We start from the raw sequence: 24,789 nt of genomic DNA, 5'->3' as shown, positions 1-24,789 counted from the left end.
CTCATGCGCCTAATGGCTACAAAAGACATCTACTTCGTACCATTCGGCCAAGATGCACCAGAGAAAAAACCGAACTCAATGGTAGCTCGTATGGAGTTACTTGAAGATACAGTATTAGAAGCGCTACAAGGAAAACAATTACAACCTGTTGTTGTAGAAAAATTCAGATATATGAATTAAAAAACGAAAAAAAACGGACAATTTTTGATGAAACCATCATTCTTACTGTAGAATATGATAAAATTAACGTTATTAAGATTAGAAGGGGCATTGTAAGCTCCTTCTAATTCTAAGTTATAGAAGGATTGGTATCTAGAAAGGGGCATAGTGATGGAAAAGCAAAAAACTTTTCATGTCGCTGTAGTTGGAGCAACCGGCGCAGTTGGTGAACAAATGTTAAATACTTTAGAGAAACGAGAATTTCCAATCGGGAAGTTAACGTTACTTTCATCTAAACGATCTGCAGGTAAGAAACTTGTATTTAAAGGCGAAGAATTTACAGTTCAAGAGGCAACTCCTGAAAGTTTTGAAGGAGTAGATATTGCACTATTTAGTGCAGGTGGATCTGTATCGAAACAATTAGCGCCAGAAGCAGCAAAGCGCGGTGCAATTGTTGTTGATAATACAAGTGCATTCCGTATGACAGAAAACGTGCCACTTGTTGTACCTGAAGTAAATGAAAATGATTTAAAAGAACATAATGGTATTATTGCAAATCCAAACTGTTCTACAATTCAAATGGTAGTAGCTCTTGAGCCAGTTCGCCAGCAATATGGTTTAAAACGAGTAATCGTTTCCACATATCAAGCTGTATCAGGTGCTGGTGCGGCAGCTATTGAAGAACTTCATGAACAATCACAAGCAATCTTAAATGGCGAAGAAGTAAAGGCGAATGTTTTACCTGTATCAGGTGACGAAAAGCATTTCCAAATCGCTTTTAATGCTATTCCACAGATTGATAAATTCCAAGATAATGGATTTACATTTGAAGAAATGAAAATGATTAATGAAACGAAAAAAATTATGCATATGCCTGAATTAGAAGTAGCTGCGACATGTGTACGTTTACCAGTTGTATCGGGTCATTCCGAGTCTGTGTACATTGAAGTAGATAAAGAAGGCGTAACAGTAGAAGAAATGAAAAACTTACTTGCAAATGCAGAAGGTATTGTACTGCAAGATAATCCAGCAGAGCAGTTATATCCAATGCCAGCTACTGCAGTAGGTAAAAACGAAGTATTCGTTGGAAGAATCCGTAAAGATTTAAATAATGATAAAGGATTCCATCTTTGGGTCGTATCTGATAACTTATTAAAAGGCGCTGCATGGAATTCTGTTCAAATTGCAGAGCGCTTAGTAAAATTACAATTAGTGTAAACGGCTAAGAGAAGGTGCAAAATATGAAAATTATTGTTCAAAAATTTGGTGGAACATCAGTACGTGATGACAATGGGCGTAAGCATGCGCTTCACCATATAAAAAAATCGTTAGCTGCTGGTTATAAAGTAGTTACTGTCGTATCAGCAATGGGCCGTAAAGGTGAACCGTATGCAACTGATACGTTATTAAGTCTTGTAAATCAAGAGGAATCTAATATTTCTAAACGTGAGCAAGATTTATTATTATCATGCGGAGAATTAATCTCAGCAATTGTTTTCTCTAACATGTTGAATGAGAATGGTATAAAAGCAGCAGCATTAAATGGTGCACAGGCTGGTTTTGTAACGAATGGTGATTTTACGAATGCTAAGATTATTGAAATGAATTGCGATCGTATACATGAAGAGTTAGCAAATGTAGATGTTATCGTCGTTACTGGATTCCAAGGTCAAACGAAAAATGGAGATACGACAACACTTGGCCGCGGAGGTAGTGATACTTCAGCTTCAGCATTAGGTGTTGCGCTTCATGCTGAATATATCGATATCTTCACAGATGTTGAAGGTGTTATGACTGCGGATCCTCGTATCGTAAAAGATGCGCGTCATCTTCAAACTGTAACATATAACGAGATTTGTAACATGGCTTATCAAGGTGCGAAAGTTGTTCATCCGCGTGCGGTTGAAATTGCGATGCATGCAAAAGTACCACTTCGTGTACGTTCTACGTATTCTGATAGTGAAGGTACGCTTATTGCGGCATATGATGGTGCTACAAAAGGGCAGGATGTAGAAGAACGTCCTGTTACAGGGATTGCCCATGTGTCAAATGTAACGCAAATTAAAGTGCTTGCAAAAAAAACTGCATATGATTTACAACAACACGTGTTTAAAGAAATGGCTAATGAAGGGATTAGTGTGGACTTAATTAACATTTCTCCTACCGGTGTAGCTTACACAGTAAAGGATAGTGTATCAGCGCGTGCAGTTGAGGTTTTAAAGCAACTTGGATATGATCCAGTTGTGACAGAGCATTGTGCGAAGGTTTCTATCGTTGGTGCTGGAATGGCAGGTATTCCAGGGGTTACAGCGAAAATTGTCACAGCTTTAGCGGAAAAAGGTATTCAAATTCTGCAATCAGCAGATAGTCATACGACAATTTGGGTTCTTGTAAAAGAAGCCGATTTAGTGGAGGCTGTGAATGCATTACATAGTGCATTTGAGCTTTCAAAAGAAAAGCAACTGGAACAATAAGGAGTGAGATCATGATAGATTTTGGGACAATTGCAACCGCGATGGTAACACCGTTTGATAAAAACGGTAATATCGATTTTGCAAAGACAACGAAATTGGTAAATTATTTAATTGATAACGGTACAACAGCAATCGTGGTAGGAGGAACGACTGGAGAATCTCCTACATTAACATCAGAAGAAAAAGTAGCGTTATATCGCCATGTTGTATCTGTTGTCGATAAAAGGGTGCCCGTAATCGCTGGAACAGGTAGCAATAATACGCACGCTTCTGTTGATTTAACAAAAAAGGCAACTGAAGTTGGTGTTGATGCAGTTATGCTAGTGGCACCGTATTATAACAAACCGAGTCAAGAAGGAATGTACCAGCACTTTAAAACAATCGCTGAAAGCACTCCGCTTCCGGTAATGCTATATAATGTTCCAGGACGATCTATTGTACAAATCTCCGTTGATACAGTTGTTCGTTTATCAAAAATAGAAAACATTGTTGCGATTAAAGATGCAGGCGGCGATGTATTAACAATGACAGAAATCATTGAAAAAACAGCGGACGACTTTGCAGTATACAGCGGTGATGATGGTTTAACATTACCAGCTATGGCAATTGGAGCAAAAGGTATTGTTTCTGTAGCATCTCATGTTATCGGGAATGAAATGCAAGAAATGATTGCTGCATTCCAAGCTGGAGAGTTCAAAAAAGCGCAGAAATTACATCAATTACTAGTAAAAGTAACGGATGCACTATTTATGGCGCCAAGCCCAACACCAGTAAAAACAGCATTACAAATGGTTGGATTAGATGTAGGTTCTGTACGTTTACCACTTCTTCCATTAACGGAAGAAGAAAGAGTAACGTTACAATCTGTAATGCAATCTATTCCTCGTTAATAAAAATGACCTAGTGTGAAACTAGGTCATTTTTATTTTGACTAACTATATGTAAGTGGTGAAAATTAGCTATAATTAATAGGCTGTAATAAGAAGGCGATGGCAGAGTGTAGGATTAGTTAGAAACGGATTACAGAGATAAGACTTTTTTAGTGAATATCGTTTCATGTTTATGTAAAGAACTTACATGAATATTTTTCCATTAAACTCCGATTACGTAGGAAAAATAGTGAGTATGATATGAAAATCCCCCCCGAAAATTACAGCCTCACTTTAGCGTCTTCTCTTGTCTTTCGCATAATTTAACTTGTGTTCTATTTCTTGTATCAGGTATAATATGGCTAAGTAGCTTAGTACGGGTATGCTTAGCAAAATTGGTAAAAATTACGATTCAATGAAATTTTCATATCATATCGAATAAGATATTTGATTTATATAATGAAAGAGAGGTGAAACCTGGTTTAAAAAATTAACAAGGACATGATATCGCATAACGGTAAGGACATTCGTCTTGGACGGTGAATATATGGTGGTTGTAGAGTTTCCCCTGGTGTCTCTGCAATTTTAGTGAAATCAGTGTTTGCAAGATTTTTAAACCAGGCAACAACATGAAGAGAAAAGAGAATGAGTCTGTTAAAGTATTTGCGCTTGGCGGAGTAGGTGAAATCGGAAAAAACATGTACTGTGTTGAAATTGATTCTGAAATCTTTATTGTAGATGCAGGATTGATGTTCCCGGGAGATGAAATGTTTGGGATTGATATTGTTATTCCTGACATTACATATTTAGTAGAAAATCAAGAGCGAGTAAAAGGACTATTTATTACCCATGGTCATGAAGATCATATTGGTGGAATTGTTTATGTGCTTCGTAAATTATCTATTCCAGTATATGCGACGAAATTAACGGTAGGACTTATACAAGAAAAGCTTGGCGAAGCAGGAATGTTAGGCCGTGTAGACTTAAAAACAATTGACTCGAATTCAACAGTAGAGTTTAATTCAACAACTGTGTCATTCTTCGGAACGACACATAGTATTCCAGATTCTGTGGGTGTTTGTTTCCATACATCAAAAGGTGCTGTAGTATATACAGGAGACTTTAAATTTGATCAAACTCCAATCGGAAATAGTGGAGCAGATATTGGGAAAATGGCGCAAATTGGAAATGAAGGTGTGCTTTGCTTGTTATCTGATAGTACAAACGCTGAACGTCCTGGTTATACAGGTTCGGAAAAAGAAGTTGGTATAGAGATTTCTAAAGTATTCTATAGTTCAGAAGGACGTATTATTGTTGCTTCATTTGCCTCCAATGTACATCGTATTCAACAAGTGTTTGATGCAGCTGCTGAAACTGGAAGGAAGGTAGCAGTAGTAGGACGTAGCATGGTAAAAGTGGTAGATATTGCAAGACGTCTTGGTTATTTAGATGTTCCAGAAGGTATGGTTATTTCATTACAAGAAATAGACAATTTCCCGGAAAAAAAGGTAGCTATTTTAACGACTGGTAGTCAAGGGGAACCGATGGCAGCACTTTCTAGAATGGCGAAGCAAGCTCACAAACAAATTTCAATTCGTAAAGGTGATACTGTTATTATTGCAGCTTCTCCAATTCCAGGAAATGAAATATCTGTATCAAAAATTATTGACTTGTTATTTAGATCTGGGGCTGAGGTTATTTATTACGGTGAAAGAAAAGTCCACGTTTCAGGTCACGGTAGCCAAGAAGAATTAAAGCTGATGATAAATTTAATGAAGCCAAAGTATTTTGTACCCGTACATGGTGAGTTCCGTATGCAAAAAGCACATGCATATTTAGCGGAAGATGTAGGTATTACGAGAGAGAATATCTTTATCGTAGAAAAAGGTGATGTAATTGCTTTTGGTGACGATGAAGCAAAATTAGTTGGTAAAGTGCAAGCTGGCAATGTTTTAATTGATGGATTAGGTGTAGGTGACGTCGGTAACATCGTTCTTCGAGATAGAAAGATGTTATCTCAAGATGGAATTTTAGTTGTTGTTGTAACACTAGGTAAGGATGAAAAGAAAATAATCTCTGGTCCAGAAATTATTTCACGCGGCTTTGTATATGTTCGTGAATCAGAAGCATTAATCGAACGATCCACAGATATTGTACGTATGATTGTTGAACAATCAATTAAAGAGTATACAATTGAATGGTCTATGTTGAAACAAAATATTCGTGAATTATTAGGGCAGTTCTTGTACGAAGAAACGAAGAGAAAGCCAATGATTTTACCGATTATTATGGAAGTATAAAGAAGGTCACCTTTACAGGTGATCTTTTTCTTTTTTAACCCTATCGAATGAAATTTATAACTTAAGAAATAATAGTTATATACGAGTGAAAGGGGATGCGATATGACAGAACGTGATCGTTATACAAATGAAGAAAAAGAAGCTGAGCCGAAAGAAGTTCCAAAAGAGGCTTCTATAGTGGAGAAAATTCAGCAACTTGGACAGACGAATGTACCACAAATGAATGAATCGCGTATTCATTGCTTAACAATTGTTGGGCAGGTGGAAGGTCATATTCAGTTGCCACCACAAAATAAAACAACAAAATATGAACACATCATTCCGCAAATTGTCGCGATTGAACAAAATCCGAAAATTGAAGGTTTACTGTTAATATTAAATACAGTTGGAGGTGACGTTGAAGCTGGGTTAGCGATTTCTGAAATGGTGGCTTCGCTTTCAAAACCAACTGTATCTCTTGTTTTAGGAGGAGGGCATTCAATCGGTGTACCGATTGCGGTCTCGACTAATTATTCATTTATTGCCGAAACAGCGACGATGACAATTCATCCGATTCGTTTAACAGGTCTTGTTATAGGTGTGCCGCAAACATTTGAGTATTTGGATAAAATGCAAGAAAGAGTCATTCGATTTGTGACAAAGCATTCGAAAGTAACGGAAGATCGTTTTAAAGAGCTTATGTTTGCAAAAGGAAATTTGACGCGAGATATTGGGACGAATGTAATAGGTGGGGATGCAGTGAAGTATGGTCTTATAGATAATGTCGGTGGTATTGGTAGCGCACTTCGAAAATTAAACGAATTAATTGATGAACGCACGGATAATAGTGCAGAGGGGACAATGCTACAATGATTTTATATACAATTATGCCAGAGCAACTTGTGTATCCGGCTGATTATTCACAATGCGAAAGCCAAAAAGTTGTGAATATAAATGGCGTGGAATTAGTGGTTTCTGAGGAGGATAATCAATGTTACTCTATTGTACGTGTATTAAGTACGAATCCGTCTCACTACCTAGATTTTGAGCCTGGACAGAAAATTACCTTTTAGCAAAAAGAAGGATTTTGTTTAGGAGCTATGGTATAATATACAAAACAAGCCGGTTGAGCAGCCATGAGTAGGCTGCTTTCTTCTGTTTATTTAACATTTTACAAGAAGTGTAAAAATAGAAGATATAAAGACCTGAAAAATAGAGAGAAAGACATATAAGTAGAACTTTTTTATAAGGAAGTTGTACTTAATTTTTAGAACACGAGGTGAAGAAATGGCAAAACAAAAGCAAAGAGGGACGAAGGCAAAGGCAAGACGTACGATAAAGCCAACTTTGTATTATGAAATCGTCGGGTTGACTCTTTTTGCACTTTCAATTATTACGATTTTACAGCTAGGTGTTGTAGGTAAATCGTTTGTGTTATTTTTTCGCTTCTTCTTTGGTGAGTGGTACATAATTGGTGTGTTAGGTGTAATAGCTTTATCTGTTGCATTTGTAATAAAGCGTGGATGGCCAAACCTTTTAAATAAACGGTTAATAGGTGTTTATTTAATTGTACTAGCAATATTAATGTTTAGTCATATTACATTATTTAACCTTCTTACGAAAGATGGAGCTGTGCAAAATACTTCTGTAATTGTTAGTACAAAAGATTACTTCTTCCTTGAAATGAAAAAGGGCCCGGATAGTGTTCATTTAGGTGGTGGTATGTTCGGTGCACTGATGTTCGCAACGTGCTACTTCTTATTTGACGAAGTAGGGGCATATATCATTGGAATTATTTTGGTTATTCTTGGAATACTTTGTATAACAAATAAACATATTGGAGAAGTACTTGCTCCGGTAGGGAGAATTCTTAGAAGTCAATTTCAAGTAATGCAAGGGGATTATAAAGATTGGAAATCTCAAAGGGTCGCCGAGCAAACTGAAAAGAAAAAAACAACAAGAAGCAAGAGGCATGAACGTGTTGCTGAACAAGAAGAAGCTATTGAGCCAGTAGAAGAAATAGAAATTGGTCCACCAATTATTTCGAATTTTACTGAGAATTATCCAGTACGTGAAGAGACGGAAAAGCAGATAGAAGAAAATGAGTTAATCACTCCTCCGTTTATTGAAGAGGCAGTTCCGCCTGCGCCAGAAGAACAACTTCAAAAGAAACGAGGAGAAAAAATCGTTGAATCGCTAGAAGGTGAAACGAAAGCACCTCCTATGCAATTTTCTAATGTGGAAAATAAAGATTATAAGCTTCCTTCGCTTGATATATTAAAGTTTCCCCAAAATAAGCAAGTTACAAATGAAAATGCGGAAATTTATGAAAATGCTCGTAAATTGGAACGTACATTCCAAAGTTTTGGTGTGAAAGCGAAAGTAACAAAAGTACATAGAGGTCCTGCAGTTACGAAGTATGAAGTGTATCCTGATATGGGAGTAAAGGTAAGTAAAATTGTTAGTTTAAGTGATGATTTGGCGCTTGCTTTAGCAGCGAAAGACATTCGTATTGAAGCACCTATTCCCGGGAAATCAGCTGTAGGGATCGAGGTTCCGAATTCAGAAGTTTCTATGGTAACGCTGAGAGAAGTTCTTGATTCAAAGGCGAATAACCATCCAGAAGAGAAGTTATTAATCGGTCTTGGACGTGATGTTACAGGAGAGGCTGTATTGGCACGTTTAAATAAAATGCCCCATTTATTAGTAGCTGGTGCGACTGGTAGTGGAAAGAGTGTATGTATTAATGGAATTATTGTAAGTATTTTAATGCGTGCGAAACCGCATGAAGTAAAATTGATGATGATTGATCCGAAAATGGTAGAGTTAAATGTATATAACGGTGTTCCGCACTTATTAACACCAGTTGTAACTGATCCGAAAAAAGCGTCACAGGCTTTGAAGAAAGTTGTGAGTGAAATGGAGCGTCGTTATGAATTATTTGCGCATAGCGGTACGCGTAACATTGAAGGGTATAACGATTATATTAAAGAACATAATAGCCAATCGGAAGCGAAACAACCTGAATTACCATATATTGTGGTGATTGTGGACGAGTTAGCTGATTTAATGATGGTTGCTTCTTCGGATGTAGAAGATGCGATTATGCGTTTAGCACAAATGGCACGTGCTGCTGGTATTCATTTAATTATTGCGACGCAGCGTCCGTCAGTTGATGTTATTACGGGTGTTATTAAAGCGAATATTCCATCGCGTATTGCATTTGCTGTATCTTCCCAAATAGACTCTCGAACGATTCTTGATGGTGGTGGTGCAGAGAAGTTGCTAGGTCGTGGAGATATGTTGTTCATACCAATTGGTGCATCGAAACCTGTTCGTGTACAGGGGGCGTTTTTATCAGATGATGAAGTTGAGAGAGTCGTAGAATCTGTTATTGCGCAGCAAAAAGCGCAATATCAAGAGGATATGATTCCGCAAGATGTTCCTGAAACAAAGCAGGAAGTAGAAGATGAATTATACGATGAAGCGGTTCAGCTTGTAGTAGAAATGCAAACAGCATCTGTTTCTATGTTACAACGTAGATTTAGGGTAGGATATACGCGAGCAGCTCGTTTAATTGATGCCATGGAAATGAATGGTGTAGTAGGTCCTTATGAAGGTAGTAAACCAAGGGGAGTACTCATTAAAGATGTGCAAGAAAAAAGTTCTTAAAAAAAGCCTAATTGTTTTTACAATTAGGCTTTTTTATATGCTGTTTTTGTTATATACTATAGTCAACAGAAAAGAAAGTGCTTACATAACGGAGGGCTCTTTAGAATACGAATGCTTATCGTTTTGATTTTCTAAACGTTCGATATTTAATGTAGAAAAATGTTGAATTCTGTTGACACATATGGGAGCAAGTGGTAAGATTACTTCGAAAAGAACCACTACCTCATATAATCTTGGAGATAAGGTCCATAAGTTTCTACCTGGCAACCATGAATTGCTAGACTATGAGGGGAAAAGTGTGTAACAAAGGATGTAAGGAATCTTTGTGCCGAACTTTTTCTCGATATGAGGAATGTTTATGGTGCAAAGTTTTTTTTATGGAATAAAGTGTGAAAATTTCATCTTGAAAAATTATTAATATTTATTCGATAATTACGCTTATTTTTAGTATTTAGTAATTATACTATGTTGTAAGTTGAAAAAAGAGAAAAGAAGTCTTACATCAGAGGTCGAATAATTGAAATGCGGGGGAGTCTTATGTCAGTAAAATCCGATAGTCGTCACCTATATTTGCGGGTGATTGATCACATCAAAGGAAAAATTAAAGATGGGGCTTACAAAGAAAAACAAAAGTTACCTTCAGAGTTTGATCTAGCGAAAGAACTTGGTGTAAGTAGGGCAACTTTAAGGGAAGCACTACGTATTTTAGAAGAAGAAAATGTTGTTATTCGTAGACATGGTGTAGGGACATTTGTAAATGCGAAGCCGTTATTTTCTTCTGGAATAGAGCAACTTTCTAGTATTACAGATATGATTTCTAGTGTGGGGAAAACACCAGGAACAATCTTTTTATCATCATCTACAACAACTTTAACAGAAGAAGAAAAAGAGAAATTTAATTGTGAAGATGGTTTTAGCGCAGTAATGATTGAACGTGTTCGTACAGCGGATGGGGAACCAGTTGTATATTGCATTGATAAACTAGCAAAAGAGATATTACCAGATTTATCGGGATACAATGAGGAATCGCTGCTTACAGTAATACATAATAATACGCACAAGCGTATCACATACGCAGTTGCTCACATTGAACCGATTGGTTATCACTCGAAAATTTCACCGATTTTAGAATGTGAACCTGAAACGGCACTGCTAGTTTTAAAACAAATGCACTATGATCAAAATGATGAGCCAATCTTATATTCTATTAATTACTTTAGAGCTGATAAGTTTAGCTTCCACGTATTAAGAAAACGTATGTAGGGAAGTTCCTTTTTAGGGAGGTGACAGCAAGAAGTAAGGGACAGCAGCGTATGAATCATTAGACAAAACATTTCAGGAGGGGTTTCTAGTATGAAGAAAAAAACAGGTCTTTTATTATCGTTAACGTTAGCAGCAAGTACAGTGTTAGGTGCATGTGGTAACTCGGATAAAGCGGATAGTGACAAAAAAGGGGATAAAGAGTTTAAGGTTGGTATGGTTACAGATGTTGGGGGCGTTGATGATAAATCATTCAACCAATCAGCTTGGGAAGGTTTAACGAAATTTGGTAAAGACAACGATTTAAAGAAAAATGAAGGATATCGTTACCTTCAATCAAGTAAAGATGCTGATTACATTCCGAATTTAACGAAATTTGCGAAAGATCATTATAATACAACGTTTGGTATTGGATTTTTAATGCAAGACTCGATTGAAAAGGTTGCAAAACAATATCCGAAAGAGCAATTTGCAATTGTAGATACTGTTGTGAAAGAACCGAATGTAACAAGTATTACATTTAAAGACCATGAAGGTTCATTCCTAGTTGGTGCTGTAGCAGCAATGACAACAAAATCAAATAAAGTTGGATTTGTTGGTGGCGTGAAGAGTCCATTAATTACAAAATTTGAATCAGGTTTCAAAGCTGGTGCAAAAGCAGTAAACCCAAATATCGAAATCGTATCACAATATGCTGATGCATTTGATAAGCCAGAAAAAGGATCTATATTAGCTTCAGCAATGTACGGTGGAGGCGTTGACGTAATTTACCATGCTTCAGGTGCAACTGGTAACGGTGTATTCACAGAAGCGAAAAACCGTAAGAAAAAAGGTGAAAATGTTTGGGTAATCGGTGTTGACCGTGACCAAAATCAAGAAGGTATGCCTGAAAACGTAACTTTAACTTCTATGGTGAAACGTGTTGATATTGCAGTTGCAAAAGTAGCACAAGAAGCGAAAGATGGTAAGTTAAAAGGCGGTAAAGTAGAAGAGTTTGGTTTAAAAGATGATGGTGTTGGTATCTCGAAATCAACTGATAATGTGAAAAAAGTAAACCCAGAAATTTTAACAAAAGTAGAAGAGTTTGAGAAGAAAATCACTGCTGGTGAAATTAAAGTACCTGCGACTGATGATGAATATAAAGCATACGAAGCTGCTCTAAAGAAATAATGATAGAGCAATAGCAAAGGTTAGTTCTTAGAACTAACCTTTGTATATATAAAAATACTTTTAATAGAGTGTAATTAGGGAGTGTTCCCTGCTAGAAGGAGGAACAAAATGGAATACGTAATTGAGATGAACAATATTACAAAAGTATTCCCAGGCATTGTAGCGAATGATGATATTACGCTGCAAGTAAAACAGGGAGAGATACACGCTTTACTTGGAGAAAATGGTGCAGGGAAATCAACGTTGATGAATGTACTGTTCGGTTTGTATCAACCAGAACAGGGCGAAATTAAAATTAAAGGAAACCCTGTAAAAATTACAAATCCGAATATAGCAAATGACCTTGGAATTGGGATGGTCCATCAGCACTTTATGCTTGTTCATAATTTTACAGTTACAGAGAATATCATTCTTGGAAATGAGCCGAAGAGAAAAGGGAAAATAGCTGTTGAAGAGGCTGCAAAAGAAATTAAACAATTATCTGAACAGTACGGTTTAGCTGTTGATCCAAATGCAAAGATTGAAGATATTTCGGTTGGGATGCAGCAAAGGGTTGAAATATTAAAGACGCTTTATCGTGGTGCGGAGATTTTAATATTCGATGAACCGACTGCAGTGTTAACTCCTCAAGAAATTCATGAGTTGATTCAAATTATGAAAAAGCTTGTGCAAGAAGGAAAATCTATCATTCTTATTACACATAAATTAAAAGAAATTATGGAAGTTTGCGATCGTTGCACAATTATTCGTAAAGGTAAAGGAATTGGTACAGTTGACGTTGCGAAAATGGATGAACATAAACTTGCAGAATTAATGGTCGGACGTCAAGTGAATTTTAAAACAGAAAAAATAGGGGCCAAACCGAAAGAGGAGGTTCTGTCTGTTGCGAATCTTGTCGTTCATGATGCACGCCAATTACCTGCTGTAAAAGGCCTTGACTTAACTGTTCGTGCAGGAGAAATCGTTGGTATTGCAGGGATTGATGGAAATGGACAAAGTGAATTAATAGAGGCAATTACTGGTTTACGAAAAGTTGAGTCAGGTTCTATTGCAATTAAAGGAAAAGAAATAACGAATTGGCCTGTTCGAAGAATTACAGAGGAAGGAATTGGTCATATTCCAGAAGACCGTCATAAACACGGGCTTGTGCTTGATTTTTCTGTTAGAGATAATATAGTTTTGCAAACGTACTATAAAAACCCATTCTCAAAGAAAGGGATTTTAAACTTTAGTAAAATCACACAAAAAGCAAAAGAGCTTATTGAACAGTTTGATGTACGTACACCTAGTGAACAAACCTTAACTCGCGCACTATCTGGTGGAAACCAGCAAAAGGCAATTATCGCACGTGAAGTGGATCGTAATCCGGATTTATTAATTGCGGCACAGCCAACACGTGGTTTAGATGTAGGTGCGATTGAATTTATTCATAAAAAATTAATCGAGCAGAGAGATAATGGGAAAGCAGTATTACTTCTATCGCTAGAACTGGATGAAATTTTGAATGTAAGTGATCGAGTTGCTGTTATATATGAAGGGAAAATTGTAGCAATTGTCGATGCGAAAGAAACAAATGAACAACAGCTTGGTTTGTTGATGGCTGGCGGAACGGAGAAAGAGAAGGTGAATACAAATGGCTAAAAAATTTTTAACGGAGCGAACAATTAACATTTTAGTTCCTGTATTATCCGTTATTTTTGGTTTACTTGTTGGTGCCATTGTAATGTTAGTTAGTGGATATGATCCAATTGTTGGGTATGCAGCGCTTTGGGAAGGAATGGTTGGAAATCCGCAAGCAATTGGTGAGACATTACGTACGATGATTCCGCTTGTGTTAGCAGGACTTTCTGTGGCATTTGCATTCCGTACAGGTCTTTTTAACATCGGAGTAGAGGGGCAATTATTAGTTGGTTGGCTTGCTGCTGTTTGGTTTGGATATGCAGTATCATTACCGGCAATTTTACATATTCCGTTGTCAATTTTAGTAGCGGCGATAGCTGGTGGTTTGTGGGGATTTATCCCGGGATATTTGAAAGGGAAATTTAAAGTAAATGAAGTAATCGTAACAATCATGATGAATTATATTGCACTTTATGTGACGTATGATTTAATTAAGCGCTTTTTACATGAGGCGAATGAGAAATCGTATGACATAAAATCTAGTGCTTCTTTATCTTCTGAATGGTTATCTTCTTTAACGGATGGTTCTCGTTTGCACTGGGGAATTATCGTAGCGATTTTAATTGCGATTATTATGTGGTTCTTATTGGATAGAACGACATTGGGATACGAATTGAAATCTGTTGGATTTAATCAACATGCTTCTCAGTATGCGGGGATGAAAGTTTCTCGAAATGTTGTGCTATCTATGACGATTGCGGGTGCGTTTGCAGGGATTGGTGGTGCTATGGAAGGGCTTGGTACATTCCAAAACATGACCGCGATGTCTTCGTTTACAGGTATTGGATTTGATGGGATTGCGGTAGCTCTTCTTGGAGGGAATAATCCATTTGGTATATTATTATCGGCTTTACTGTTCGGTGGTTTGAAAAGTGCAGCCCCACAAATGAATTTTGAAGCAGATGTACCTTCTGAGTTAATTAATGTTATTATCGCATGTATTATTTTCTTTGTTGCTTGCAGTTATGTTTTACGCTGGGCACTTACACGCATGAGCAAGGAGGGAAAATAAATGAGCTTTTTAGATGTTTTAGCCATTCTTGTGACTGGTACGTTATATACGGCAGCGCCACTTATTTTTACGGCGTTAGGTGGAGTGTTCAGTGAACGTTCTGGAGTTGTAAATATAGCATTAGAAGGTTTAATGTTATTTGGTGCATTTACTGGTATCGTTACAACGTTATTAATGGGTGATACGTGGGGAGCAATGACTCCTTGGATTGCACTATTATTTGCAGCTATTGGTAGTGGGTTATTTGCACTTCTTCACGCAGTAGCATCCATTACATTCCGCGCGGATCAAGTAGTAAGCGGGGTAGCGATTAACTTTTTGGCCCTTGGTTTAACAGTATTTGCGATTAAGAAAATCTTTGGTAAAGGACAGACTGATTTTATTCAATACCGAATTGAAAAAATCGATGTTCCAGGACTTTCGGATATTCCGGTAATCGGGAAAATCTTTTTCTCAAATGTACCGTTAACATCGTATATTGCTATTATTTTAGCTTTTGTTGTTTGGTACATTATTTATAAAACGCCGTTCGGCCTTCGTCTTCGTGCTGTTGGTGAACATCCAATGGCAGCAGATACGATGGGGATTAATGTATATAAAATGCGTTATATTGCAGTTTGTATATCTGGAATGTTTGCAGGAGTCGGTGGTGCGGTCTTCGCAATGTCGATTTCTGGTAACTTCTCAGGTGCTACAATTACTGGACAAGGTTTCTTGGCGCTAGCAGCTATGATCTTTGGTAAATGGAATCCACTTGGTGCTCTTGGAGCAGCGCTGTTCTTCGGATTTGCTCAATCACTTGGGATAACAGGTGGTACCATTCCTGTATTAAAAGAAATTCCAAGTGTATTCTTAACGATATTACCGTATGTATTTACAATATTAGCACTTGTTGGTTTTGTAGGACGATCTGAAGCTCCGAAAGCATTAGGAACGCCTTATGAAAAAGGAAAACGATGAGTATTTAGAAAGTATAAGAAAAGCTCGCACATTAGTGCGGGCTTTTTTACATAGAATATATTTAATACGGAATTTTACTATGTTCCTTACATATTAAAGTTTTTAGAAAGACTCAAATGTAAGCATAATAAGGAAGAAAAGTTGATTTTTTATTTCTAAAAACTGTATATTGAAGAGGAATATTCCTACATACGTAAAGGAGGGCTATTAATGAAACTAATGGAACAGCAACTGCATGAATTAGGTGGCTTGCGAGTACATATTATTCCGACTGATAAATTTAAAACAAATACCTTTGTATTTCGTTTTAAAGCACCTTTAAATGAGGAGACGGTGACAGAGCGTGCTCTATTGCCGTACGTATTGCAAAGTGCGACAGAAAAACTGCCTTCTGTAATTCGTCTTCGTCAATATTTAGAAGAATTATATGGATCTTCTTTAGCGGTAGATGTAAGTAAAAAAGGGGAAGACCATATCATCTCTATTTATGTAGACATTGCAAATGAAACATATTTACGCGATGCACCACCGTTATTTGAAAAGGCGCTTTCTATGTTATCTGATATTGTTTTAAATCCAGCAACAGAAGGGGACGGTTTTCTATCTTCTATTGTAGAAAGTGAGAAACGAGCACTCTTGCAACGAATTGAAGCTACTTATGATGATAAAATGCGTTATGCAAACGAGCGTTTAATTGAAGAAATGTGCAAAGTAGAACCATATCGCTTAAGTGCAAATGGGAAAAAAGAGAGTGTTGCTTCTATTACAAATGAAAGTTTGTATCAATATTATCAAAAAGCGTTAGCTGAAGATGAAATGGATTTATATATCATTGGTGACATTTCAGAAGATGCTGTGGAGCTTGTAAATAAGTATTTTTCGATTTCACCTCGCGCTAGGAAAGAAAGAAATGTACTTCTTCATAAACGAAATAATGAAGAAAAAGAAATTGTTGAAAAACAAGAACTAAAGCAAAGTAAATTAAATATCGGCTATCGCACATTCATTACGTATAAAGATGAAGATTATTTTGCATTACAATTGTTTAACGGATTATTTGGAGGGTTTTCTCATTCGAAGTTATTCGTAAATGTCCGTGAAAAAAATAGTTTAGCGTACTATGCAGCATCGAGATTTGAAAGTCATAAAGGTTTGCTCTTCGTTATGTCTGGGATTGAAGCGAAGAACTTTGAAAAAGCTGTTGAAATTATTAAAGAACAGATGAAAGCAATGCAAAGCGGTGATTTTTCAGAGGAAGAGATTCAGCAAACGAAAAGTGTAATTCAAAATCAAATCTTAGAGGCAATCGATACACCACGTGGTTTTGTTGAAATGCTTTATCACGGGGTAATCTCAGAGCATACGCGTCCAGTTGAAGAATGGCTAACGGGCATAGAAAGCGTGACGAAAGAAGAGATTGTGAAAGTTGCTAATAATATTGAACTAGATACAATTTACTTTTTACATGGAACGGAGGGAGAATAAATGGAGAAAATTGTGTATGAGCAATTAAAAGAGACGCTATATTATGAAAAACTTCCGAATGGATTAGACGTATATATCTTACCGAAACAAGGCTTCAACAAAACATTTGCAACATTTACGACGAAGTACGGCTCTGTTGATAATACATTTGTTCCGCTTGGAAAAGAAGACATGACTCGTGTACCAGATGGAATTGCTCATTTCCTTGAGCATAAATTGTTTGAAAAAGAGGACCATGACGCGTTTCAATTGTTTAGTAAACAAGGTGCTTCAGCGAACGCTTTTACATCTTTTACAAGAACCGCTTATCTCTTTTCCTGTACATCAAATGTAGAAAGCAATTTAAATACGTTGTTAGACTTTGTACAAGAACCGTATTTCTCTGAAAAAACGGTTGAAAAAGAAAAAGGTATTATCGGTCAAGAAATTCAAATGTACCAAGATAACCCAGACTGGCGTTTATACTTTGGGTTAATCGATAGTTTGTTTGTGAAACATCCAATTAAAATTGATATTGCAGGGACGATTGAGTCTATTAGTAAAATTACAAAAGACCTACTGTATGAATGTTATGAGACTTTTTACCATCCGAGCAACATGTTATTATTTGTTGTTGGAGCGATTGATCCTGAAAAAACAATGGATTTAGTTCGTGAAAATCAAGCGAAAAAAGATTACGAAAATCAACCGGAAATCGTTCGCTCTTTTGAAGAGGAACCAGAAGAAGTAAATGAAAAGAAAAAGATTATTTCAATGCCTGTCCAAACTCCAAAATGTTTAGTTGGTATTAAGGCAACGAATTTAAAAGAAAAAGGGCAAGCCCTTTTAAAACAAGAAATTGCGCTTACATTACTTTTAGATTATTTATTTGGAAAAGGGTCAGTTCATTACGAATCTTTATATAATGAAGGTCTTATTGATGATTCGTTCTCGTATGACTATACAGAAGAAAATAACTTCGGTTTTGCAATGGTTGGTGGAGATACGAAGCAACCTGATGAATTGGCAGAACAATTAAAAGGTATTTTACTACAAACGAATTATGATCAGTTAGATGAGACTGCGCTGGAACGGGTGAAGAAAAAGAAAATTGGCGGATTTTTACGATCGTTGAATTCACCTGAATATATTGCAAATCAGTTTACACGATATGCGTTTAATGAATCTAGTTTATTTGATGCTCTTACAGTGTTAGAAGGATTAACTGTTCAAGACCTACAACAAGCAGCAAAAACATTATTAATTGAAGAGAAAATGAGTGTCTGCCAAGTGTTACCAAAAAAGTGAAGTAATATGTGAATGAAAAACGCAGTATCTATATCCCTCATCTAACGTTTGGTTATTGCCAAATGGTAAGATGAGGGTATTATTTATTTATACATAAAAGATAAGAGAGGGAATTTATGAAAAAGTATGCATTAGTAACTGGAGGAAGCGGAGGGATTGGCTCTGCTATTTCGAAACAGTTAATTGAGGATGGTTACACAGTCTATATTCATTACAATAAAAGCGAAGAGAAGGTAAAGGAGTTACAAAAGGAATTTGATGTAGTGATTCCTGTGCAAGCAAATTTAGCTTCTATCGATGGAGCGGAGAAATTGTGGGGACAAATCGAACATCCTATTGATGTTATTGTATACGCAGCTGGAAAGAGTATCTTTGGATTAGTAACAGATGTTACGAATGAAGAATTAGATTATATGGTGGAGCTTCAAGTAAAGAGTTTATATAGACTTCTATCGATGGCGCTTCCACCAATGATCGGGCGGAGAAGTGGTAATGTTGTCATTATTTCATCTATTTGGGGGCAAATAGGAGCGTCTTGTGAGGTGCTGTACTCAATGGTGAAAGGTGCACAAAATTCATATGTGAAGGCTTTAGCGAAAGAAGTTTCTTTAAGTGGATTGCGCGTTAATGCGGTAGCGCCAGGTGCGATTGAAACAGAAATGTTAAATGTATTTTCAGAAGATGATAAAAATGAAATTGCTGAAGATATTCCATTAGGTAGAATAGGACTACCCGAAGAGGTAGCAAAAACAATCTCTTTCCTTGTTTCGCCAGGAGCTTCTTATATTACGGGGCAAATTATTGGAGTCAATGGCGGTTGGCATTGCTAAAAATTTCTTACATAAAAAATAAAAAAATGCACAAATTAAGCATGATTCTATTACTCAATAGTGAGGTGCTTAAACATGTCAGTGTTAGATAATTTTGATCAGTGGAAGAGCTTTTTAGGAGAACGTTTAGAACAAGCGGGGGGAAAAGGGCTTGATGGTGGTGCCGTATCAGATATGGCATTTCGTGTTGGTGATTATTTAGCAAATGAAGTAGAAGCGCGCAACGATCAAGAAAAATTATTGTCTGAGCTTTGGAAAGTTGCTGATGAACAAGAGCAACATACAATCGCAAATTTAATGGTGAAGTTTGTACAACATAAGTAAAAGTAGAGAGGAGAAGCTCCTCTCTACTTTTTTTGTATAATAATTAGGAGGAATAGATTATACATTTAGCTTCCCTATTAAGGTGAAATCATATAATATAGTACGTAGGTGTAAAGTAAGCGTGGGGGAGTGATCTTGGATGATTGAATGGTATTTTGAATATGAAATACATAAAAACCGACCTGGCTTACTTGGTGACGTTTCTTCGTTAATCGGTATGCTTGGCATCAATATTGTCACAATTAATGGTGTAGATAATGCACGACGCGGACTTTTGCTTATGTGTGATAATCAAGAACAAATCTCTAGACTTGAATCAATTTTAAATACGATGGATAATATAACGGTAACGAAATATCGTCCGCCAAAGCTTAGAGATAAGCTAGCAGTTAGACATGGTAGGTACATACAACGAGATGCAGATGATAAGAAAACATTTCGATTTGTGCGTGATGAACTAGGATTACTTGTAGACTTTATGGCGGAGATAATGAAAAAAGAAGGTCATAAATTAATTGGGATACGAGGAATGCCTCGTGTCGGAAAAACAGAATCTATTGTTGCCGCAAGTGTTTGTGCAAATAAGAGATGGTTATTCGTATCATCTACTCTCATTAAGCAAACTGTTCGTAGCCAATTGATTGAAGATGAGTATAGCGACGATAATATTTTCATACTAGATGGAATTGTGTCGACAAAGCGTGCCAATGAAAGACACTGGCAACTCGTTCGTGAAATCATGAGATTGCCTGCAACGAAAGTTGTGGAACATCCGGATGTGTTTGTGAGTCAGTCAGAATACACATTGGATGATTTTGATTATATTATCGAATTGCGTAATGATTATGATGAAGAAATTCAATATAATTTAGTAGATGAAATTGAGCAAGGTACGCAAAATAATTTCTCTATGTTCGACTTTTAAAGAAATATTGAGGTGTTAGTAGTGACGGAATTAGGACAAAAGCTGACAGAAGCAAGAGAAGCGAAAGGCTTATCTATTGATCAGCTGCATGAGATTACAAAAATTCAAAAACGCCATTTAGTAGCGATTGAAGAAGGCAATTATGGTGTGTTGCCAGGAGCTTTTTATGCGCGTGCATTCATTAAACAATATGCAGATGCTGTTGGATTAAATGGAGAGGAACTGCTTGTAGAATATCAGAGTACGATACCACAATCTGAAAATCGTGAAGTTCCACAAGTATCAACTGGACAAAAAACACAAGAAACAATGCAAAAATCTTCGTCATGGCCAATTGCAGATCATATGCCGAAAATTTTGATTGTGTTGTTAGTAATCGCATTTGGAGTGGTAGTCTGGTTTGTTATTCAAGCGTTAACTGGAAAAGATGATAGGCAAGTTCCGAATGCTCAAGGTGAGAAAATTGAAGTTCAAAAAGCAAAAGATTCTCCGCTAGATACGAAGAAAGATGAAGTGAAAGCGGAAGAACCTAAAAAAGAAGAACCAAAGAAAGAAGAGCCAAAGAAAGAGGAACAAAAAGGACAGCCAACTGGTGAGAATGAAATTAAGTTAGTTGGAACCGATAAGATAACATCTACTTTGGAAATTCATAATAATAAAGCGTTAGAATTGGAAATTACAACAAAAGACGCAAGTTATATAGGTATTAAAAATGAGGCAGGAAATGATATCTTTAGCGGTACTTTACAGGCAGGCCAGACCCAAAAATATGATTTATCAACAGCGAAAGAGGTAAACCTTAATATAGGAAGTGCACCGAATGTTGAATTTAAATTGAATGGCCAAGTCGTTACATTCCCGTTGAATCCTGAAGAGAATTTTCATCAGAAATTCTTGATTAAAAATCTAGGGATAGGGCAAGCTGCGCAATAACAGTCATCGCTTCGATGACTTTTTTCAATGAACAAATGTTTTTGACATGATGGAGGAATAGCTGTGAATTTACCAAATAAAATTACAATATCTAGAATCTGCTTAATTCCAATTTTTATGGTAATTATGCTAGCGCCCTTTAACTGGGGCTCATATACAATTGGTGATGTCAATTTACCAATTCAACATTTAGTAGGAGCACTAATCTTTATAATTGCTTCAGCTACAGATTGGATTGATGGATATTATGCAAGAAAATATAATCTTGTAACGAATTTAGGGAAATTTCTAGACCCGTTAGCAGATAAATTACTTGTTTCTGCAGCACTTATCACGTTGGTAGAGATGCAATATGTACCTGCTTGGATCGTTATTGTAATTATAAGCCGTGAGTTTGCAGTAACAGGTTTACGCCTTGTACTTGCTGGGACAGGGGAAGTAGTTGCAGCAAATCAGCTAGGGAAAATTAAGACATGGACACAAATTATTGCGATTGCAGCATACTTATTACATGATGTACCGTTAAATTTACTTCATATTCCAGTTGCAGATATTTTCATATGGATTGCATTATTCTTTACCGTTATTTCAGGGTGGGATTATTTCTGGAAAAATAAAGATGCTTTTGTAAAATCAAAATAGAAGCTTATGGGGGAATTGGGATGAATGCTGAAATTATTGCGGTTGGAACGGAATTATTACTTGGACAAATTGCAAATACAAACGCCCAGTTTTTATCTGAAAAGTTAGCTTCAATCGGAATTAACGTGTACTACCATACTGTTGTTGGGGATAATAACAAGCGATTACAGAAGGCAATTGAATTGGCTGAAGAACGAGCTGATATGCTCATTTTTACAGGTGGATTAGGACCGACAAAAGATGATTTAACAAAAGAAACAATAGCGTCTAGTTTAGATGAAGAGCTTGTGTATGATGAAAAGGCATTAACATCGATAAGCGATTATTTTAAGCGTACAGGCCGTGAATTTACAGAGAATAATAAAAAGCAGGCGCTCGTTTTAAATGGATCGACTGTATTTGCGAATGATCACGGTATGGCGCCTGGTATGGGGTTAAATAAGAACGGAAAAGTTTATATTTTATTACCAGGACCACCAAAAGAAATGAAGCCGATGTATATAAGTTACGTAGAGCCTTTTTTATGTAAGATTACAACGGGGGAAAATATTTATTCTCGTGTTCTTCGTTTTTTTGGTATTGGGGAATCTCAATTAGAGGTGAAAGTTCAAGATTTGATTGATGGTCAAACGAATCCAACCATTGCACCACTCGCAAATGATGGAGAAGTGACATTACGTTTAACTGCTAAACATCATGATGCTGATGAGGCGGAGAAACTGATTCAGCATGTGGAAGATTTGATTTTAGAAAGAGTAGGAGAATTTTTCTACGGATATGACCAAGATTTCCTTCATTACAAGGCAATAAGGTTATTGAAGGAAAAAGGGTTAACTTTAGCATGTGCAGAAAGTTTAACAGGTGGTCTTTTTGGAAATCAAGTAACAGAAAATGCTGGTGTTTCGTCTGTATTTAAAGGCGGTGTCATTTGTTATCAAAATGATGTGAAGCAACAAATTTTACATGTACCTGAAGAAGTGTTGCGCACTGACGGCGCGGTTAGTAAACAGTGTGCTCGTTATCTTGCTGAAAATGTAAAGAAACTGTTAAAAGCAGATATCGGAATTAGTTTCACTGGGGTGGCAGGACCGGATGCTTCAGAACATAAAGAGCCAGGAACAGTATTTATTGGATTGGTGATTAAAGATGAACCAGCTGTAGTCTTCTCGCTTAATTTAAGTGGAAGTCGTCAACAAATTAGAGAACGCTCTACAAAATATGGATTTTATCATTTATTTAAAAAGCTAGAAGAGATATAAATTTCTTCTAGCTTTTTTTGTTGGAAAACCTAGTTTTATTCAATATAAAATAAAAAAATCGAATAAATGTTCGATTTTTGTTGGCAAATTGAATTGAAAATAGGTATAATAAGATTAGCAATTTAGTTAAGGAGGAATTTTGAATGAGCGATCGTCAAGCGGCATTAGATATGGCGTTAAAACAAATAGAGAAGCAATTCGGTAAAGGTTCAATTATGAAATTAGGAGAACAAGCGGAGCGTAGAATTTCTACAATTTCAAGTGGTTCTTTAGCACTTGATGTGGCACTAGGGGTAGGCGGATACCCACGTGGCCGTGTTATTGAAATTTATGGACCTGAAAGTTCAGGTAAAACAACAGTTTCATTACACGCAATCGCGGAAGTACAGCGTCAAGGTGGACAAGCGGCGTTCATCGATGCGGAGCATGCGATGGATCCTGTATATGCACAAAAATTAGGTGTTAACATCGATGAATTACTATTATCACAGCCTGATACAGGGGAGCAAGGACTAGAAATCGCAGAAGCACTTGTACGAAGTGGCGCGGTTGATATTATCGTAATTGACTCTGTAGCAGCTCTTGTACCGAAAGCTGAGATCGAAGGGGACATGGGTGACTCTCACGTTGGTTTACAAGCACGTTTAATGTCACAAGCACTTCGTAAACTTTCAGGTGCAATCAACAAATCAAAAACAATCGCAATCTTTATCAACCAAATTCGTGAAAAAGTTGGGGTTATGTTCGGAAATCAACCACAAGTTGCTTAATCAAAGTAATGTACTTGAATCTTTATTTGTCTTCTTCGACTAAGTCTTTATAAGGAATTTCTTATAAGGAGAGATTAAAGTGGCAGTGACAATTGGAAATAGAACTTATCGAAACATAGAACAATGGCAAGTGGATTTTATTGTGATACATGCGGATAGAAAATTGAGAGATATAGGTCAAGAAATTAATCTTGATGAAAGGCGAGTAGGTGAAATTTTAAAGTTACTTGGAATTAAAAGAACCAGACACAGGAAAATTTACTTGCCTAAAACCGCAGAAGTTGAACAAGAGTTGAGAAATCCATATTTATCACATGTTGAAATTGCTGTTAAGTATGGCGTATCCGATACGTGTGTTGCTAAAAGAAGAAAAGAACTTAATATGAGGGTCAGGAAGAAAAACTATGATACTTTACTTGAACAACAAGTTGAACAGATGTTGTTAAGTTTAGATCTGGCATTCATTAAGCAAAAAAGAATCGATAAGTGGTCTATTGATTTCTACTTAGGTAGAAAATATTGTTTAGATGTCCATGGGAAATGGGCACACTCACTCAAAAAAATAAAAGAACGAGATAAAAGAAAACTTTTATTTATGCAAGAGAGCTGCTATAAATATCTCGTTATACATGAAGAAGAGTTAGCAAATAAAGAAAAAGTCTTGCAAAAGATTAAGGAGTTTACTCTGGGTTTCCCTTGCTAGTGATAGCATGTTAAAAAACCTTGTGAACCTTATTGCCTAAGGGTGTAACTATTCATATAGTTGCTAACGGTGAAGCCCACCATTTTATTAGGGTAA

General features: G+C 36.6%; 21 protein-coding genes, 2 pseudogenes and 1 riboswitch. All 23 genes and pseudogenes read left to right on the top strand.

The genetic code is table 11. The features are described 5' to 3' along the window. Positions 1–180: pseudogene (gene spoVFB / locus V7038_RS21475) on the top strand (dipicolinate synthase subunit B); the annotation flags it as partial. A 150-nt stretch (positions 181–330) separates the two neighbouring features. Next, positions 331–1,377 carry an aspartate-semialdehyde dehydrogenase gene (gene asd / locus V7038_RS21470; protein WP_002014577.1) on the top strand — a complete coding sequence of 349 codons (1,047 nt, stop codon included), beginning with the start codon at positions 331–333 and terminating at the stop codon, positions 1,375–1,377. Positions 1,378–1,400: 23 nt separating this feature from the next. Then, positions 1,401–2,633, top strand: coding sequence for an aspartate kinase (gene dapG / locus V7038_RS21465; RefSeq protein WP_002111353.1), 1,233 nt, complete (start codon positions 1,401–1,403; stop codon positions 2,631–2,633). 11 nt (positions 2,634–2,644) lie between these two features. After that, the gene (gene dapA / locus V7038_RS21460; protein WP_070128928.1) at positions 2,645–3,523 is read left to right on the top strand and encodes a 4-hydroxy-tetrahydrodipicolinate synthase; all 879 of its coding nucleotides are present in this window, start codon (positions 2,645–2,647) and stop codon (positions 3,521–3,523) included. A gap of 608 nt (positions 3,524–4,131) precedes the next feature. After that, complete coding sequence (locus V7038_RS21455) at positions 4,132–5,802, top strand: ribonuclease J (RefSeq protein ID WP_002199548.1); 1,671 nt, start codon at positions 4,132–4,134, stop codon at positions 5,800–5,802. A 102-nt stretch (positions 5,803–5,904) separates the two neighbouring features. Continuing rightward, a complete protein-coding gene (gene tepA / locus V7038_RS21450; protein WP_002111350.1) occupies positions 5,905–6,654 on the top strand; it encodes a translocation-enhancing protein TepA in 750 nt (249 codons plus the stop codon). Further along, complete coding sequence (locus tag V7038_RS21445; protein WP_002111349.1) at positions 6,651–6,854, top strand: YlzJ-like family protein; 204 nt, start codon at positions 6,651–6,653, stop codon at positions 6,852–6,854. Before tepA ends, V7038_RS21445 begins: the two co-directional genes overlap by 4 nt. Positions 6,855–7,068: 214 nt before the next feature. Then, positions 7,069–9,453, top strand: a complete 2,385-nt coding sequence (locus V7038_RS21440; RefSeq protein WP_002199550.1) for a DNA translocase FtsK — start codon at positions 7,069–7,071, stop codon at positions 9,451–9,453. 203 nt (positions 9,454–9,656) lie between these two features. Continuing rightward, positions 9,657–9,758, top strand: a riboswitch (purine riboswitch). Positions 9,759–9,990: 232 nt separating this feature from the next. Then, positions 9,991–10,716, top strand: coding sequence for a GntR family transcriptional regulator (locus V7038_RS21435; protein WP_002111346.1), 726 nt, complete (start codon positions 9,991–9,993; stop codon positions 10,714–10,716). 90 nt (positions 10,717–10,806) lie between these two features. Further along, positions 10,807–11,883 carry a BMP family lipoprotein gene (locus V7038_RS21430; protein WP_002111345.1) on the top strand — a complete coding sequence of 359 codons (1,077 nt, stop codon included), beginning with the start codon at positions 10,807–10,809 and terminating at the stop codon, positions 11,881–11,883. Between the two features lie 108 nt (positions 11,884–11,991). After that, a complete protein-coding gene (locus V7038_RS21425) occupies positions 11,992–13,524 on the top strand; it encodes an ABC transporter ATP-binding protein (RefSeq protein ID WP_002111344.1) in 1,533 nt (510 codons plus the stop codon). After that, positions 13,517–14,575 carry an ABC transporter permease gene (locus V7038_RS21420; protein ID WP_002111343.1) on the top strand — a complete coding sequence of 353 codons (1,059 nt, stop codon included), beginning with the start codon at positions 13,517–13,519 and terminating at the stop codon, positions 14,573–14,575. Before V7038_RS21425 ends, V7038_RS21420 begins: the two co-directional genes overlap by 8 nt. Next, positions 14,576–15,535, top strand: coding sequence for an ABC transporter permease (locus tag V7038_RS21415; RefSeq protein ID WP_002111342.1), 960 nt, complete (start codon positions 14,576–14,578; stop codon positions 15,533–15,535). A gap of 210 nt (positions 15,536–15,745) precedes the next feature. Then, the gene (yfmF, locus tag V7038_RS21410; protein ID WP_070139862.1) at positions 15,746–17,020 is read left to right on the top strand and encodes an EF-P 5-aminopentanol modification-associated protein YfmF; all 1,275 of its coding nucleotides are present in this window, start codon (positions 15,746–15,748) and stop codon (positions 17,018–17,020) included. After that, a complete protein-coding gene (gene yfmH, locus V7038_RS21405; RefSeq protein WP_002111339.1) occupies positions 17,021–18,307 on the top strand; it encodes an EF-P 5-aminopentanol modification-associated protein YfmH in 1,287 nt (428 codons plus the stop codon). Positions 18,308–18,423: 116 nt separating this feature from the next. Then, positions 18,424–19,137 carry an elongation factor P 5-aminopentanone reductase gene (gene ymfI, locus V7038_RS21400; protein ID WP_002111338.1) on the top strand — a complete coding sequence of 238 codons (714 nt, stop codon included), beginning with the start codon at positions 18,424–18,426 and terminating at the stop codon, positions 19,135–19,137. Between the two features lie 75 nt (positions 19,138–19,212). Then, a complete protein-coding gene (locus V7038_RS21395) occupies positions 19,213–19,461 on the top strand; it encodes a DUF3243 domain-containing protein (RefSeq protein WP_000114449.1) in 249 nt (82 codons plus the stop codon). A gap of 139 nt (positions 19,462–19,600) precedes the next feature. Beyond that, on the top strand, positions 19,601–20,386 hold the full coding sequence (locus tag V7038_RS21390) for a DUF3388 domain-containing protein (RefSeq protein ID WP_000574107.1): 786 nt from the start codon (positions 19,601–19,603) through the stop codon (positions 20,384–20,386). Positions 20,387–20,407: 21 nt separating this feature from the next. Further along, on the top strand, positions 20,408–21,319 hold the full coding sequence (locus tag V7038_RS21385; protein ID WP_335695617.1) for a helix-turn-helix domain-containing protein: 912 nt from the start codon (positions 20,408–20,410) through the stop codon (positions 21,317–21,319). Between the two features lie 63 nt (positions 21,320–21,382). Then, positions 21,383–21,961, top strand: coding sequence for a CDP-diacylglycerol--glycerol-3-phosphate 3-phosphatidyltransferase (gene pgsA / locus V7038_RS21380; protein WP_002111336.1), 579 nt, complete (start codon positions 21,383–21,385; stop codon positions 21,959–21,961). A gap of 20 nt (positions 21,962–21,981) precedes the next feature. Further along, positions 21,982–23,220, top strand: a complete 1,239-nt coding sequence (locus V7038_RS21375; RefSeq protein ID WP_335695616.1) for a competence/damage-inducible protein A — start codon at positions 21,982–21,984, stop codon at positions 23,218–23,220. Positions 23,221–23,363: 143 nt separating this feature from the next. Continuing rightward, positions 23,364–23,972: pseudogene (gene recA, locus V7038_RS21370) on the top strand (recombinase RecA); the annotation flags it as partial. A 97-nt stretch (positions 23,973–24,069) separates the two neighbouring features. Next, on the top strand, positions 24,070–24,693 hold the full coding sequence (locus V7038_RS21365; RefSeq protein ID WP_070139860.1) for a topoisomerase I: 624 nt from the start codon (positions 24,070–24,072) through the stop codon (positions 24,691–24,693). Positions 24,694–24,789 lie beyond the last annotated feature (96 nt).

Origin of the sequence: Bacillus sp. JJ783, from assembly GCF_036963225.1 — a bacterium.
Taxonomy (GTDB): Bacteria; Bacillota; Bacilli; order Bacillales; family Bacillaceae_G; genus Bacillus_A; species Bacillus_A cereus_U.
The sequence above is the reverse complement of the archived record's forward strand: the minus strand, read 5'-3'. Positions and strand labels throughout refer to the sequence as shown.